This window comes from Brevibacillus aydinogluensis (assembly GCF_961514395.1).
Lineage (GTDB): Bacteria > Bacillota > Bacilli > Brevibacillales > Brevibacillaceae > Brevibacillus > Brevibacillus aydinogluensis.
Genome location: NZ_OY569118.1, coordinates 961,256 through 975,296 on the forward strand (window position 1 = coordinate 961,256; position 14,041 = coordinate 975,296).

Consider the following 14,041-nt stretch of genomic DNA (forward strand, 5'->3'; position numbering starts at 1 on the left):
AGGAAAAGATGGGCCGCAGGCGGGCAGGCATTTCTTCCAGCGGTCAGCGCATCCAACATGCCAGAAGGGCCGGGCACATGATGAGCTCATGCGTCCAGCCCTTCAAACACGATGGAGACCTTCTCTTCCATGATTTCCTCCAGAGCCCAGGCTCCTTCGCTGCGCACCCAGTCGTACAGGGCGTTGTAATAGATGTTTTCCAGCATGTTTGCCGCGACGAGCGGATTGAACTTCGCCTTCAGCCGCCCTTTTTCCTGCGCTTCTTCGATCAGGTCCGCAAACAGCTGCCGAAGTTCGTAGTAGACGTTCTTTTCGTTTTCCAGAATCTTGCGGTGTTTCATCGAGGACTCGATCAGCACCTTGATAAAATCGTAATTCTGGATGTTGACCTCGTTCATGATTTTATAAATCCGCAAGACCTTCTGCTTGCAACTGTCTCCGTAGTCCCACTCTTCCCGCCGTTCTTCGATTTCCTGCAGCCGTTCGTATCCCCAGTTGGCGAGGATCGCTTCCTTTGATGTGAAGTGAAGAAAGATGGTGCCGCGGGCGACGTCCGCTTCTTCGGAAATCATGTCAATGGTTGTGTTTTCAAAGCCGTACTGCTTGAACAGCTTGATCGCGGCGTTGAAAATCTTGTCGCGCGTTTCCCGCTTTTTTCGCTCCCTGCGTGTCGTCAAAGGGAAACACCTCCGTTCTGTTATTGTGATTATAGCACAATTGTTCCATTTAAAAGAAATGCGTTTGTCCGCCCAATAGCAAAATGACGGAAAAAAGGATAGACTTCTCTTTCGACTGGATGTATATTTATATATCATAATGAATAATTATTATGTGGATTGAGGCGTTGAGGAGATGGAGTGGGGGAGTGCAGAATGAGTGTCACAAAGACGTTGACCGTGCGTCAGGCAACCATGAGGGACGTCGACCAGATGCTTGAGATTATTAATCAATATGCACAACAGGGGCTGATGCTGCCGCGGACGAAACTCTCCGTCTGCGAACACCTGCAGTCGTTCGTCGTCGCCCACGACGGGGAAAGCGTCATCGGCGTGGCCGGCCTGCATATTCTTTGGGAGGATTTGGCGGAAATCCGTTCGCTTGCCATCGCCGAGAAAGCCAAAGGCATGGGCGTCGGCAAACAGTTGGTGCTGCATCTCGTGGAGCAGTGCCGTCTGCTGGGAATCAACCGGGTGCTGGCGCTTACCTATCAGAAGGCATTCTTTGAAAAGTGCGGATTCCGCGTGGTAGCCAAGGAGACGTTGCCGCAAAAGGTATGGAAGGACTGCATCAACTGCTCCAAGCTGCCGATGTGCGACGAGATTGCGATGATCGTGGAGACGGCGACAGCGTAGGCGTCACCGTTCCCCGCCGGCAGGACGCGTGTGTGCGGCAGGCTGTATCAGCCGTCGTGCGGGCGCGTTTTTTTTTTTTTTTGCCAATTTTTCTGACACGCACGGACAAAACTGGATATTTTTTTCTAGGTCTATGGTAATATATTTGTACCATTCATAGAATTTAGAATTTAGAAAACACAGGTCGTTTCAAGGGGGCTCATGTCATGAAATTGGGGGCGCGGGTATTGATCGCTTTGCTGCTGACCGGCGTTGTGCCGCTGACGGCAGCGGGGGTGTTTGCCTACACGGAGACCAAGCGGGGCCTGCTGGAGGGCAGTGCGGCGACGCTGGAGGCACTCCGCAACAGCAACAAGGAGCAGGTGGAAAACTACTTCCGCGAACGCTCCAAAAACCTGGAGACGCTGGCGGCGTCCGGTTCGGTGGTGCAGTCGCTGGCCGCCTTTGATGGCGTGTGGAAGCTGGGACGGGAGGCACCTGCCTACCAGGAAGCGGAGCAAATCTGGGGCAAGGAACTGAAGATGGAGGTGTCCCGCTACGGGTTTGCCAACGCGTACCTGCTCAACGCGAATGGCGACGTGGTGTACCAGACGAATCCGCAGGCCGACTTCGGCACCAACTTGTACGACGGTCCGTACAGCGGCACCCCTTTGGGGCAGACGGTAAAACAAGCGGCCAAGGGATACAGTCTGGAACTGTCGGACGTCAGCCGTTACGAACCGTCCGGCGGCGTGCCCGCCGTTTTCATGGCCGTGCCGATCTTTGATCACGGGACGGTGATCGGACAGCTCGCCGCGGAGGTTTCCCTGGACTATGTCTCCCGCCAGTTGAACCGGCGCGAGGGGTTGGGTGAAACGGGGAAAATCTACCTGATCGGGGCGGACAAGCTGATGCGGACCGAATTGGGGAACGGGCAGGAGACGATGCTTAGGCAGAAAGTGGAGACGCCGATTGCCGAACAGGCGCTGTCTTCCGGCAGCAACGCGGGCACAGCCCAAGCCGTCGACTATCGCGGGGAGGAGGTGCTGGTCGCCTACGACCGGGTACAGGTGGGCAAGCTCAACTGGGCCATCCTGGCGGAGATGAACATGACGGAGATCATGACCGGGCCTAATCAGATTCGAAATGCGATTATACTGTTTAACGGCATTGTGCTTGTGCTGGTGATGGCCATCGCCTGGGGGGCGTCTGCCGGTCTGCGCCGCTCGTTCGCTGGCCTTCTGTCCATCGCCGGGCAGATCGGCCGGGGAGATTTTACCGCGCCCTTTCCCGCGAGGTTGCTGAAACGCTCGGACGAGCTGGGCGAGCTGGCCCGTTCCCTGCTTGCCATGCGGGAACAGCTCCATGAGATTTTGCGGCAGGTGCGGCAGGCGGCTGCGTCGGTGACGGAATCGGTTCGCGAGATTCACGGCAATACCGCGGAGATTGCCTCTTCCGGCGAGCAGATCACCCGGGTCGTCGAGGACGTGTCAGCGTCGGCCGACAGGCAGGTAGACAAAATGGGGCACACGCTGCATTTGGCGGAGGAACTGACCGCCAGCGTCCACAGCGTTACCAGCCACGTGGAGCAGGTCACGCTTTCGTCGCGCGAGATGAAGGACGACGCTGAAGCGGGACGGCAGGCGGTGGAGGCGGTCATCGCCAGCATGGAGGAGATCGACCGGGCGGTGACGGCGACGACGCAGACGGTACAACAGCTGGAGCAGCGATCGCGTGACATATCACAGATCATCGCTGTCATCACGGAGATCGCCCGGCAGACCAACCTGCTCGCGCTCAACGCAGGCATCGAGGCGGCACGCGCCGGCGAGCACGGCAAAGGATTTGCAGTCGTGGCGGAGGAAGTGCGCAAACTGGCCGAGGGGACGAACGCGGCGGCGCAGCAGATCGTATCGATGATCAGCGAGATCCAGAAAAGCACGGCCGCCATCGTGGAGCAGATGGACGACGGCACGCGCACGGTGGCGGAAGGAAGGCGGACCGCCGGACAGTCGGATGAGATGTTTCGCCGGATTGAACACAATATCCGCCGCGTCTCTGCGGAAATGGAAGGTGTCAGCCAGGCGTTTGCCCGGATGGCTCCAGACGCGCAGCAGGTGGTGGCGGTCGCCCAGGAAGTATCGGCTGCTTCCCGGGAGGCGGCAGCCGGCGTGCAGGGCATTTCCGCCGCTGTCGAAGAGCAGAACGCGGCGATGGAGCTGATCGCCGCTTCCGCGGACCAACTGGCCGTGCTGGCGGAGCGGCTCACTAGCTCGCTGACGGCGTTCCGGCTGGACGACAGAAAAGAATAGCAGGAGCGGTTGGCAAAGGGACGGCCAAGGTTTTCTTGCCGCATTCCCCAAACCGGGCCGAGCCCTGCGATCCCTGTAAAAAAGACCCGGGAAGCGGGTCTTCTTTCTTTTTATGGGAGGATATCTCATTCAAAATGTTGAATCATAAGGACGATGGAGTTTCGGGCCGGAGGGGACCAGTGTGCACAAACTAGATTGGGAACTATATCTGCTACCGTTCGAACAAGCCGTGGAAGAAATCAAGGTCAAGCTGAAAAACATCCGCAACGAGCTGCGTAAGCGCAAGGAACACTCCCCCATCGAGTTCGTCACGGGACGAGTCAAGTCCATCCCGAGCATTTACAGCAAGGCGAACCGCCTGCAGTTTCCCATCGACGAGAACATCTGCTGGGAGCTCAGGGACATCGCGGGAATCCGGATCATCTGCCAGTTTATCGATGACATTCCGGCCGTCGTGGAAATGATACGACAGCGCAATGACATGCGCGTTTACCTGGAGAAAGACTACGTTTCCAAACCCAAGGAAAGCGGGTACAGAGGGTACCACCTGGCTGTGGAATACCCGTTGATGACGGCGCGCGGACAGGTCACCATCCCGGTGGAAATCCAGGTCCGCACGCTGGGCATGAACTTTTGGGCGACCATAGAACACTCTCTCAACTACAAATACGAAGGAATTATCCCGTCCGCCATCCGGCAGCGCCTGATCGAGGCGGCCAAAGCGTCCTACAAGCTGGACAGCGAAATGAACAACATCCGCGAAGAAATCAAGGAAGCGCAGGTGGAGTTCACCGCGCAGGAGGTGCCGATGGAGTCGCTTATTTCGCTGGTGGAGCTGGATTTGGATCTGGATGCGGCACAGGCGGCAAAAGACGACAGTACGACGACGGAAGGGACGAAATCAAACGATGACAAGGGTTGATTGGCAACAAGAGGCGGAAAAGCGAAAAGACGAACTGCTTGCCGCCGTGCGGGAATTTCTGCAAATCAAAAGCGTGCTCGATCCGACGACTGCCCGGGACGGCGCGCCGTTTGGAGAAGGCATCCGCCAAGCGCTTGACTACGTGCTTACGGTGTGCAAAGAGGCTGGCATGACAGTCAAGGATGTCGGGGGATACGCTGCCCATGCGGAGTTGGGCGAGGGTGAGGAGCTGATCGGCATCCTCAGTCACGTTGACGTTGTGCCGGAAGGGGACGGCTGGAGCTCGCCGCCGTATGCGGCCGAAATCGTGGACGGCAAAATCGTGGCTCGCGGCGCAATTGACGACAAGGGGCCGACCATGGCCGCCATCTTTGCCGCCAAAATTGTCAAGGAACTGGGGCTGCCGCTGTCCAAACGGGTGCGGCTCATCTTTGGCACGGACGAGGAGTCCAACTGGCGGTGTGTGAGAACCTATTTCCAAACCGAAGAAATGCCGACGATGGGCTTTTCGCCGGACGCTGACTTTCCACTGATCTACGCGGAAAAAGGACTGACCGACCTGATGCTGACGCAGACTGCGGCTGCGTATGCGGCGCAGCAGATTACGCCTGTTGACCGGCCTGACGCCAGACTGCTGACGCTGTCTGCAGGCCTGCGCATGAACATGGTGCCGGACAAGGCGGAGGCCGTGCTCGAGCCGCTCTCCATGACCGGCCAGGAACTGGCCGAGCGCTTTGGCGCGTATGTGCGGGAGATGGGGCTGAGCGGAGCGGCGGACGTGCGCGGCGGTCAGGTGCATGTGCAGATGGAGGGCGTTTCCGTTCACGCCATGAATCCGAGTTTGGGCGTAAACGCGGGTACGGAACTGCTGCACTTTTTGGCCGGGCTGACACTGGACGAACGGGGCCAGCAGTTCGCCCGCTTTGCGGATCGTTATTTCCATCGGCAGCACGACGGAAAGGCAATCGGCATCGCTTGCGACGACAAGGAAATGGGACCGCTCACCCTCAACACCGGCATCATTCGCTATGAGGCGGACGGGGATGCCGTGTTTGGCGTCAATATTCGCTATCCGCATTCCCAGCCGTTTGAGCGATGGAAGGCGATTCTGGAACAGCGGCTGGCGGAAGCGGCATTTTCGTTGGCAGTGGTGGAGCACCTGGAGCCCCATCGGGTTGACCCGCAGCACCCGCTGATCACCACGCTGCAGCGGGTGTACACGGAGCAGACCGGACAGGAGGCCGAGATCATCGCCATCGGCGGAGCCACGTACGGCCGTTCGCTGGACGTGGGGGTGGCGTTTGGACCGCTGTTTCCAGGCCGGCCGGACAGCGCTCACCAGCGGGACGAGCACATTTTGGTGGACGATCTGATCAAGGCGACAGCGATCTACGCCCAGGCCATTTACGAACTGGCGAAATGATTGTGCAGGCGGCGCGTTGCGGAATTTCTGCAGCCGGCCGCCTTTTGTTGTTTTTTTGGCAAGACTGTCATACTATTAAAGGATGTGAAAGGAAGTGACACCATGGCGAAATCGTTTGCGATGTTTGGCTTTCGACCGGAGTTGATGCAGGGCATTCACGACCTGTTTTATAAAGAGCCGACGCCGATTCAGGCGGAGGCGATCCCGCTAATTCTCGAAGGGAAGGACGTGATCGGCCAGGCGCAAACGGGGACGGGCAAGACCGCCGCGTTTGTGCTGCCGATCCTGGAGCGGCTGCAGCCGGGCAAACGGGACATTCAGGCGCTGATCCTGACGCCCACCCGTGAGCTGTCGATCCAGATCGCCGAAGAAGTGGAGAAGCTGGGCAAATACCTGAACGTCAACGTACTCTCTTTGCACGGCGGGACGGATATTGAACGGCAGTTGAGCAAGCTCAAGCATGTTGTCCACATCGTCGTCGGCACCCCGGGAAGGGTGCTGGACCACATGAGGCGGGGCTCGCTTCACTTCGGCCGCATTTCCACGCTGGTGTTGGACGAGGCTGACAAGATGATGGAGATGGGCTTTCTTGAGGAGGTCCATGAAATTATCGAGGGGACGCCGCAGCACCGGCAAACGCTGCTGTTCTCCGCCACCATGCCGGATTCGGTGAAAAAGCTGGCTCAGTACTACATGAAGCAGCCGCCCCACATCCGAATCGAGGCAAAGCAGAAGACGGTGGAGAGCATTGAACAAATCTACTACGTGGTCAATCAGAGCGACAAGATGGATGCGCTGGTGGACCTGTTGGAAAATGAGAATCCGTATCTCTGCATCATCTTTGCCAACACCCAGGCGCGCGTCCAGCAGTTGACGGCCCGCCTGCAGGAAAACGGCTTTTCGGCGGAAGCGCTGTACGGCGATCTGTCGCAAAACAAGCGGGAACAGCTGATGAAGCAGTTCCGCGACATCAAGTTTCAGTACCTGGTGGCAACCGACATCGCTGCCCGCGGTCTGGACGTCGAAGGGGTGACACACGTCGTCAACTACGATGTCCCCAATGACGTGGAAAGCTACATCCACCGCGTCGGCCGCACCGGACGGGCGGGGCAGAAGGGAATCGCCATCTCTCTTGTCTCTCCCCGCCAAAAAAGCATCATGACCCGCTTCGCCAAGGCGACCAAGGCGCCGATTGAGGAAAAACTGCTGGTGGTAGGCCGCCATCTGGACGCCGGCCGCCGCAAGCGGGCAGAGGAGCGGGAAGCGTACTTTGCCCAACTGCGCGAGCAAAAGGCCAAAGAACAGTTGAAGGAAAAGGAAAAGCAGTACGCCCCCATCCGCGAGGCGCTGAAAAAGAAGATCAAGGTGAAGCCGGGCTACAAGAAAAAGCTGGCACGGGAACTGGAATCACTCAAGACCTTGTACGAGAAAAACCGCCGTCGCCAAGAGGCAATGGCGGCCCGCAAAGCGGCAAAGGGCAAAAAACCGCGCGGCAGGGGCTAACATCGGGCGGCAAACCGCCACGCGAAAGGCAGTCCATGTGGTATGGGCTGCTTTTTTGCATGGCCGGCAAACAGACAACGACGAGGCCGTCCAGGCGTAAAAAAGCGGAAAAAACGCAGCAGCCCACCGCGTGAGTGCCTGCTCTCCTGCGGTGGGCCGTTTTCGTTTTGCGGGCCGCGTAGGCTTCCCGACGGGTACTATATGATCACAGCCAGCGCAGCCCTTTGGGATAATGGTTTTTCAACTGGCCGTCCGCCTGCTTGCCCCAGCCGAGCGGAAATCCGTCCACGGTGACCAGCGTCCAGCCGTTTTCGCCGTCACGTGCCAACGCTTCTCCCTTCAAGTAGCGCACGAGCTCGGGGTCATCTGCCGCAAATGCAGCTGTGCGTGCGGCGGCGGCTTGGGGGACGGCCAGCGCCAGGGCGTGGGCAGGTTCCAGCCGATTCTTTTTCACGGTGCCGAGGTGGAGGCCAGCCCGCACCACTTTCAGACCGTCCAGATCAAGGTCAGGCGCCGGGGTGACATACAACTGGTCGCCAAACAGCAGGAAGGCCGCGTCGTCGATAAATTGTTCCGCGATACCGGGCAGGGACTGGGCCGCAAACGTGCGCCACGCCCCGATCGCTTCCTTCCGTCCGGCTGCCGCCGTTTTCCCGCGCTTCTCCCTGCGCCGTCTGGAAGGGGCGTTCCCTTCGTCGTCCGCCTGCTTGCACAGTTTGGCCAGGTAGTGGCCTTCCCCGTCGAGGCGGTGCGGCCAGAGCCGCGCTGAATGCGTGAGTTCCGGCAGCGGCGGCTCGGCCCACTCGGGGACGCCGGGCGCGAACCACTCGGGATGGGGCAGGGGAGTCAGGGCAAACTCCGGATGGCGAGCGAGGAAGGACGCAATCGACTGTTCGTTTTCCAGCGGCGCAAAGGTGCACGTGGAGTAGACCAGTGTCCCACCCGGTTTCAACATGGCCGCCGCGGCGTCCAGTATCTCCTGCTGGATGCGGTGACACTCCGCCACCTTTTCCGGCGACCAGTCGTCAATCGCTTCCGGCAGTTTGCGGAACATTCCTTCGCCGGAGCAGGGAGCGTCCACCAGGATGCGGTCAAAGAAGCGGGGAAACCGCTCGGCCAACCGTTCCGGCGTCTCGTTGGTGACGATGGCGTTGGCGATGCCGAGCCGCTCCACGTTTTCCGAGAGCGCCTTGGCCCGTACGGGATGAATTTCATTGGCGATCAAAAGCCCCTGACCGCGCAGTGCGGCGGCAAGTTGGGTCGTTTTTCCGCCCGGTGCGGCGCACAGGTCGAGCACGGTCTCGCCCGGCTGCACCTGCAGCGCTTCGGCCGGCGACATGGCGCTGGGCTCCTGCAGATAGTACAGGCCGGCAGCGTGGTACGGGTGTTTGCCGGGGCGTTCCCCTTCGGCATAGCGAAAGCCCTCCGGACACCAGGGAACTGGTTCGAGGGCAAACGGGGAGAGCTGAACAAAGCGCTCCCTGTCGATTTTCAGCGGATTGATCCGCAGCCCCTGGCTGGGCGGCCGGTCAAAACCGGCGGCAAAAGCGGCGTACTCGTCTTTCAACAATGTTTTCATCCGCTCGACAAAAGCGGTGGGCAGTGATCTCATGGTCAGCCTCCGATGTCAGATTTCGACGGGCCCCGAGAGGAATAAGGGAGAATCGTGGCGAATCATAAACAGGATGTGAGGTGAGAACAATTGAGAGAATCCCGCGCAGAACGGCACCGCTCGCGCCGTCGCAACGACTCGGAAGTGAGCCGGTTCTGGATCATGGGCCTGCTCTTCTCACTGCTGGTGCTCGCCTTTGAGTTTCTGATCGAAATTCCCGCCAATGCAGCCTGGCTGCAGGATATGGAGATGGCGCTGTTCAGCGCCAGTTTTACGCTGCTCGCCTTTTACCTGCTGGGCCTGACGTTCGTCTTTTCCCGCCAGCAGGAAGCGGGCAAGGTGAATCATCAGGTCATCATTTACGCGTGGCTGGGAGCGATTTTGTTTCATCTGTTCCTGCTGATCAGCAACATGACCAACCAACACGTCTACAAAGCGGGGATCATTTTATTTTTGGGGCCTTTATTTTTAACTGTGTACCATTTTATCACGTACTTGTCCGCTTTGCGCGCGGCTCGTCGGGAGGAGGAACTGGCCACTGCGACTTCCCGCGAACGGGCGGCATACCAGATCATTCTGGAGGGGACCAAGGTGCACGGGGAGATCACCCGCCTAAAGTCCGCCTATCCTGAGGTGGAGCAGATGCTGAGGGCAAACGACTTCGCCGAAAAGATGGAGCGCTGCGTTCTGGAGATGCAGCAGTATCTGCAGGCCAAAACGATTACCCGCAAGGACGTGGAGCTGCTGGAAAGCCACTACTACTACCTGGAAAACCTGCTCGTCCTGGCCAAACAGCATCCCGGTGTGATGGAGTCCCGCGTGTTTGCGCACCGCGACGACGCTCATACGCTGTAGCGGCCAAAAGCAACAAATGTGAGAAACCAGCATAGAGAGCAAACGAGCACGCGCTCTTCCATACAGGAAGAGCGTTTTTTCGCATGGGTTGTCGCTTGGCAAACGGCGTCTTTGTTTTGCGCAGCACTGCTGTCTGCTTGGTTGAACCGTCCCATTTTTAAGGACAATGAAACAGGGAAGCGATGTGCTGCGTCATACAGAGGAGTGCGTGATCCCGTGGAGTGCGGCTGTTCCGGGGCGTGTATCAAAGGCCAGATGCACTTGTCTCAGCTGCCGTCCAGCGGTGATTGAAGTATGAAAACAGGTGACATGGACTGCTGGCGAAAGGAGGATTCGATGACCAGGTCCCGTATGTTGTTCGCGATCGTGTTGGCGACTTTTCTGTTCACCTTCCTGCTTCCCCCTGATGTCTCCACTCCTCAGACGGGGACTCCAGCGGTGACGGAGGCGAATCTGGTCCGGACATGGGGGACGATGCGCGAAAAAACTTACGATTTTCCCAATGGCGACCGCTACTGGGCCAAACGGTTGGAAGCGGGCGCAAACGACCAGCCGTACACGTTTTCCCTGTTCCTGCCGGGGCGGACGGGAACGTTTCGGTATGTCCGGTACGTCGACGACGACCCGCAAAAACCGGTCTGGAACGTCATCAACCTGGAGGAGACGGCCCCACTGCCCAACGCGCCCGGCTTTCTGGAAACGACCGATCGTCACGTCTGGATAGGGGCGCCAATTGTCTACAAGCCGTTGGGCAGGGGAACGATCGAAGCAAAGCAGGAGCATGTGCTGCCGATAGCCGTGCACAAACAGTGGGGCGGTTTTGCGCTGGAGATCAGGATGCCGGTCCAGGCCGGATTGGTCAGCGAGGTGTGGGCGCTGGAATCCAGTCATCCGCTGGTTCCCTGGGACAGGGAGCAGTTCGCCTCCGTTTGGCTGGCGCTTGATTTGCAGCGCAAGGCAAAGTGGCTGTACGACGGGTACTACTATCAATCTCCGAGCACCTATGTTCCCACTTCTCCAGCCGCGTACTGGCGCATCCCTGAAAACTACGTGCTGCGCTCCCTGCTGTTTACCGGGCAAAGCCGGGTGGCTGAGGATATGGCGTACGTCATGCTGGATGCGTCGGTGCAGAACCAGGAGGCGGAGGGGTACTGGAAGACACTGCCTCGTTCGGAATGGCTGTGGCAGGATTACGGCATCCCGGACGGGTATTATGACACCCGGTTTAACACGGGCGCGGCCGAACTGATGCTGAAGGGCTGCCAGCAGTACAGGGAGGAACGCTTTTGTCAGTCAGTGAAAAAGTACGCGGCATTTTTCCGCGATTATGCGGCCCGCCACCACTTTGTCGTCGACGGCGTCAATGTCGGGTGGCTGGTAGCCGACTACGCCCACCCCGGCGGTAACAAAAAGACCCACGTATCACTCAATCACCAGTTGGCGGAGATCAACTTCCTGCTGAACTTGTACCTGCAGGAAGGCAATCCGACCGACAGGGAACTGGCGGAGATCATGCTCAACGGCGTCGTCAATCTGGGCGCCAAGTGGGTGGCGCCAAACGGCGATCTCCACTATGCCCGATTCCCCGACGGATCGTTTGGCCGTACCGACTATCCCTATCTGACTTACAACGACCTCAGGGAGACGCAGAGATTGTATCGGGCCGTGTACGGCCGGGATGAGCCGGTGCTCGACCAGCTGATACGCAGCAAGCGGGCGTGGATGAACGCCAACGGAGTGGTCAATCCGTTTCCGGAGTAGGTGAGCAACACAGAGGTGCCACGAGGGCACCTCTGTTTTTTCTTAGCCAGGCACTTTCTCCAGCGCAAACAGGGTCAAGAAACTGAGAGCTTCCCGCAGTTCTGCCGAAAGACGGCCGGCCAGCTCGGCGGGTACGCCCTCCTTGTAGACCGGCTCTTCTTCCAGAAGCCGAAAACCGTTTTCCGCGGCCAACTGCTTGGCTTCCCACGGCATCATCGTGTTCTGGATCGTCTCTTCGCCGTACAGTCGCCGATAGCTGTGGGCCCGCGGGCCGGCCGTGGGGCCGAGTATGCCCAAAAGCAGCACGCCGCCGGGGATGAGCAGACGGTGCAGCTCGCGCAGGGCGGTCAGCGGCGATGGCGTAAACTCGGTTACATTGATGCAGAGAATGCCGCCAAAGCTGGCGTCGGCAAACGGTAGAGCCGAGACGTCACCGGTCTGAAACCGGACGGACAAATCCGTTCCGCGCACCCGTTCGTGTGCCAACCGAATCATTTCCTCGGCAATGTCCACGCCTTCCACCCGATAGCCGTTTGCGGCCAGTTTGCAGCTTGCGTAGCCGTCGCCGCAGCCGGCATCCAGTACCGGTCCCGCATCCGGCTGGACATGCCGCATAAACATCGGCAAAACGGTGCGTCGGCTGCCCGTTTCCCACATGGCTGTGCTGCGCGCATGCCAGTCAGCGGCAAATTGATTCCACTGTTTTGCTGCCTCCACGCTCCAGTGACTCATGACTTAACGACAACTCCTTTCACACGCAACGTTACTCCCCTTTGGAATTCGGAAAATTTCCCTACGGTCAAACGCTCTTCTTCTGGCAAATGCTCTTCTTCATTGTATCAAGAGCGGCTGCAATCGCGAACTTTATTGGATGAAAGCGTTTGCGCGTCTGCGCGTTATCCGGTGTTCTTGCGGGAGTAAACGCTTTCCATGTACGCTCAAGATAACGACAAAATCATCTCAATCGCTACAAAATTTTGAAAAATGGAGGGCGAAAGTGATGAGCAGCACCGATTTCTTTCCGATTCAAGACTGGGACTACGTGGAGTTTTACGTCGGCAACGCCAAGCAGGCCATGCACTACCTGACCAAGGCATTCGGGTTTCGGGCCGTCGCGTATGCCGGACTGGAGACGGGTTCGCGCGACAAGGTGTCCTACGTGCTGAAGCAAAACCACATCACCTTTGTCGTTACGGGAGCCCTCACCCCTGACGGACCGATCAGCGAGTTTGTGAAATTGCACGGCGACGGAGTGAAGGACGTGGCGCTGCGCGTCGATGACTGTGAGCAGGCGTTTCGCGAAGCCGTCTCCCGCGGGGCTGTGCCGGTGATGGAGCCGACGGAGTTCCGCGATGAGCACGGCACGATCAAAAAAGCGGTCATCGCCACCTACGGGGACAACGTCCATTCCTTTATCGAGCGAAAACAGTACAGCGGGCCGTTCTTGCCCGGCTACGTCGCCTACGAATCCCCGGTGGAGGCGGAAGGCACCGGCCTGATCGGTATCGACCACATCGTCGGCAACGTGGAAGTAATGGACGAGTGGGTGCAGTACTACCAGAAAGTGATGGGCTTCACCGCCGTGCAAAACTTCAGTGACGAAGACATCTCCACCGAGTACTCCGCGCTGATGTCCAAAGTGATGCAGAACGGCACCGGACGGATCAAGTTTCCCATCAACGAGCCGGCGGAAGGGCGCCGCAAGTCGCAGATTCAGGAATTCCTGGACTTTTACCGGGGCCCGGGCGTGCAGCACATCGCCCTGTTGACCAACGATATCATCGACACGGTTTCCAGGCTGCGTGCCAACGGCGTCGACTTCCTCCACGTGCCCGACACGTATTACGAAGAGCTGAAAGACCGGGTCGGGGAAATCGACGAGGATATTGATGCGCTGCGCCGGCTCCACATCCTGGTGGACCGCGACGACGAAGGCTACCTGCTGCAGCTCTTCAGCAAACCGATCGTCGACCGGCCGACGCTGTTTGTGGAAATCATCCAGCGCAAAGGAGCGCGCGGCTTCGGCAACGGCAACTTCAAGGCGCTGTTTGAGGCGCTGGAGCGCGAGCAGGCACGGCGCGGCAACCTGTAAGCCGCATGAACCTGATACCATGCCCCCGAATCTTTCGGGGGCTTCAGTTTGTAGAAAAAGACCGTGGCGACATGTATGATGGTGCCCGCTCGCTCTCTTGACGACCAGCAAAGAAGCGGATCGCGTCCGCTCCAAAACGCGACGCGGGCAGGGGGCAAACATCTGGGTATTTCGAAGAAGTGAGACTTGTGCCCCCTGATTTTCCCCGCGTCTTTCGTTTTTCCGCTGAG

General features: G+C 58.7%; 11 protein-coding genes. 8 read left to right on the plus strand and 3 right to left on the minus strand.

Going from position 1 to position 14,041, the window contains the following annotated elements; genetic code table 11:
* Positions 1 to 86 precede the first annotated feature (86 nt).
* Positions 87 to 677 carry a TetR/AcrR family transcriptional regulator gene (locus Q7F15_RS04605; protein ID WP_029098589.1) on the minus strand — a complete coding sequence of 197 codons (591 nt, stop codon included), beginning with the start codon at positions 675 to 677 and terminating at the stop codon, positions 87 to 89.
* Between the two features lie 195 nt (positions 678 to 872).
* Between Q7F15_RS04605 and Q7F15_RS04610 the strand changes: the two genes are divergently transcribed.
* From Q7F15_RS04610 to Q7F15_RS04630, 5 genes are all read left to right on the plus strand, one after another.
* Positions 873 to 1,352 carry an N-acetyltransferase gene (locus tag Q7F15_RS04610; protein ID WP_171565994.1) on the plus strand — a complete coding sequence of 160 codons (480 nt, stop codon included), beginning with the start codon at positions 873 to 875 and terminating at the stop codon, positions 1,350 to 1,352.
* Between the two features lie 206 nt (positions 1,353 to 1,558).
* Positions 1,559 to 3,643: a methyl-accepting chemotaxis protein gene (locus Q7F15_RS04615; protein WP_230077307.1), complete on the plus strand. Its 2,085-nt coding sequence runs from the start codon at positions 1,559 to 1,561 to the stop codon at positions 3,641 to 3,643.
* 181 nt (positions 3,644 to 3,824) lie between these two features.
* Complete coding sequence (locus tag Q7F15_RS04620) at positions 3,825 to 4,565, plus strand: GTP pyrophosphokinase (protein WP_230077306.1); 741 nt, start codon at positions 3,825 to 3,827, stop codon at positions 4,563 to 4,565.
* The gene (pepV, locus tag Q7F15_RS04625; protein ID WP_304415176.1) at positions 4,552 to 5,988 is read left to right on the plus strand and encodes a dipeptidase PepV; all 1,437 of its coding nucleotides are present in this window, start codon (positions 4,552 to 4,554) and stop codon (positions 5,986 to 5,988) included. Before Q7F15_RS04620 ends, pepV begins: the two co-directional genes overlap by 14 nt.
* Positions 5,989 to 6,090: 102 nt before the next feature.
* Entirely contained in the window at positions 6,091 to 7,491 is a 1,401-nt protein-coding gene (locus Q7F15_RS04630) for a DEAD/DEAH box helicase (RefSeq protein ID WP_304415177.1), read from the plus strand.
* A gap of 205 nt (positions 7,492 to 7,696) precedes the next feature.
* Here Q7F15_RS04630 and Q7F15_RS04635 read toward each other — a convergent pair whose 3' ends face one another.
* Positions 7,697 to 9,103: an RsmB/NOP family class I SAM-dependent RNA methyltransferase gene (locus Q7F15_RS04635; protein ID WP_171566002.1), complete on the minus strand. Its 1,407-nt coding sequence runs from the start codon at positions 9,101 to 9,103 to the stop codon at positions 7,697 to 7,699.
* A gap of 90 nt (positions 9,104 to 9,193) precedes the next feature.
* Between Q7F15_RS04635 and Q7F15_RS04640 the strand changes: the two genes are divergently transcribed.
* Together Q7F15_RS04640 and Q7F15_RS04645 are read left to right on the plus strand one after the other, a co-directional pair.
* Positions 9,194 to 9,958, plus strand: coding sequence for a hypothetical protein (locus tag Q7F15_RS04640; RefSeq protein WP_171566003.1), 765 nt, complete (start codon positions 9,194 to 9,196; stop codon positions 9,956 to 9,958).
* Between the two features lie 336 nt (positions 9,959 to 10,294).
* The gene (locus Q7F15_RS04645) at positions 10,295 to 11,719 is read left to right on the plus strand and encodes a hypothetical protein (RefSeq protein WP_304415178.1); all 1,425 of its coding nucleotides are present in this window, start codon (positions 10,295 to 10,297) and stop codon (positions 11,717 to 11,719) included.
* Between the two features lie 42 nt (positions 11,720 to 11,761).
* Here Q7F15_RS04645 and Q7F15_RS04650 read toward each other — a convergent pair whose 3' ends face one another.
* Positions 11,762 to 12,451 (minus strand): class I SAM-dependent methyltransferase, encoded by a 690-nt coding sequence (locus tag Q7F15_RS04650; protein ID WP_171566006.1) that lies wholly within the window; start codon positions 12,449 to 12,451, stop codon positions 11,762 to 11,764.
* Between the two features lie 268 nt (positions 12,452 to 12,719).
* Here Q7F15_RS04650 and hppD point away from each other — a divergent pair, with 268 nt between their 5' ends.
* Positions 12,720 to 13,811, plus strand: a complete 1,092-nt coding sequence (gene hppD / locus Q7F15_RS04655; protein ID WP_171566007.1) for a 4-hydroxyphenylpyruvate dioxygenase — start codon at positions 12,720 to 12,722, stop codon at positions 13,809 to 13,811.
* Positions 13,812 to 14,041 lie beyond the last annotated feature (230 nt).

What these genes read in the sequence shown, in the direction of transcription:
- hppD (WP_171566007.1), top strand. Translation starts at nt 12,720, where the DNA reads ATGAGCAGCACCGATTTCTTTCCGATTCAAGACTGGGACTACGTGGAG.
- Q7F15_RS04615 (WP_230077307.1), top strand. Translation starts at nt 1,559, where the DNA reads ATGAAATTGGGGGCGCGGGTATTGATCGCTTTGCTGCTGACCGGCGTT.
- Q7F15_RS04610 (WP_171565994.1), top strand. Translation starts at nt 873, where the DNA reads ATGAGTGTCACAAAGACGTTGACCGTGCGTCAGGCAACCATGAGGGAC.
- Q7F15_RS04630 (WP_304415177.1), top strand. Translation starts at nt 6,091, where the DNA reads ATGGCGAAATCGTTTGCGATGTTTGGCTTTCGACCGGAGTTGATGCAG.
- Q7F15_RS04635 (WP_171566002.1), bottom strand. Translation starts at nt 9,103, where the DNA reads ATGAGATCACTGCCCACCGCTTTTGTCGAGCGGATGAAAACATTGTTG.
- Q7F15_RS04650 (WP_171566006.1), bottom strand. Translation starts at nt 12,451, where the DNA reads ATGAGTCACTGGAGCGTGGAGGCAGCAAAACAGTGGAATCAATTTGCC.
- pepV (WP_304415176.1), top strand. Translation starts at nt 4,552, where the DNA reads ATGACAAGGGTTGATTGGCAACAAGAGGCGGAAAAGCGAAAAGACGAA.
- Q7F15_RS04645 (WP_304415178.1), top strand. Translation starts at nt 10,295, where the DNA reads ATGACCAGGTCCCGTATGTTGTTCGCGATCGTGTTGGCGACTTTTCTG.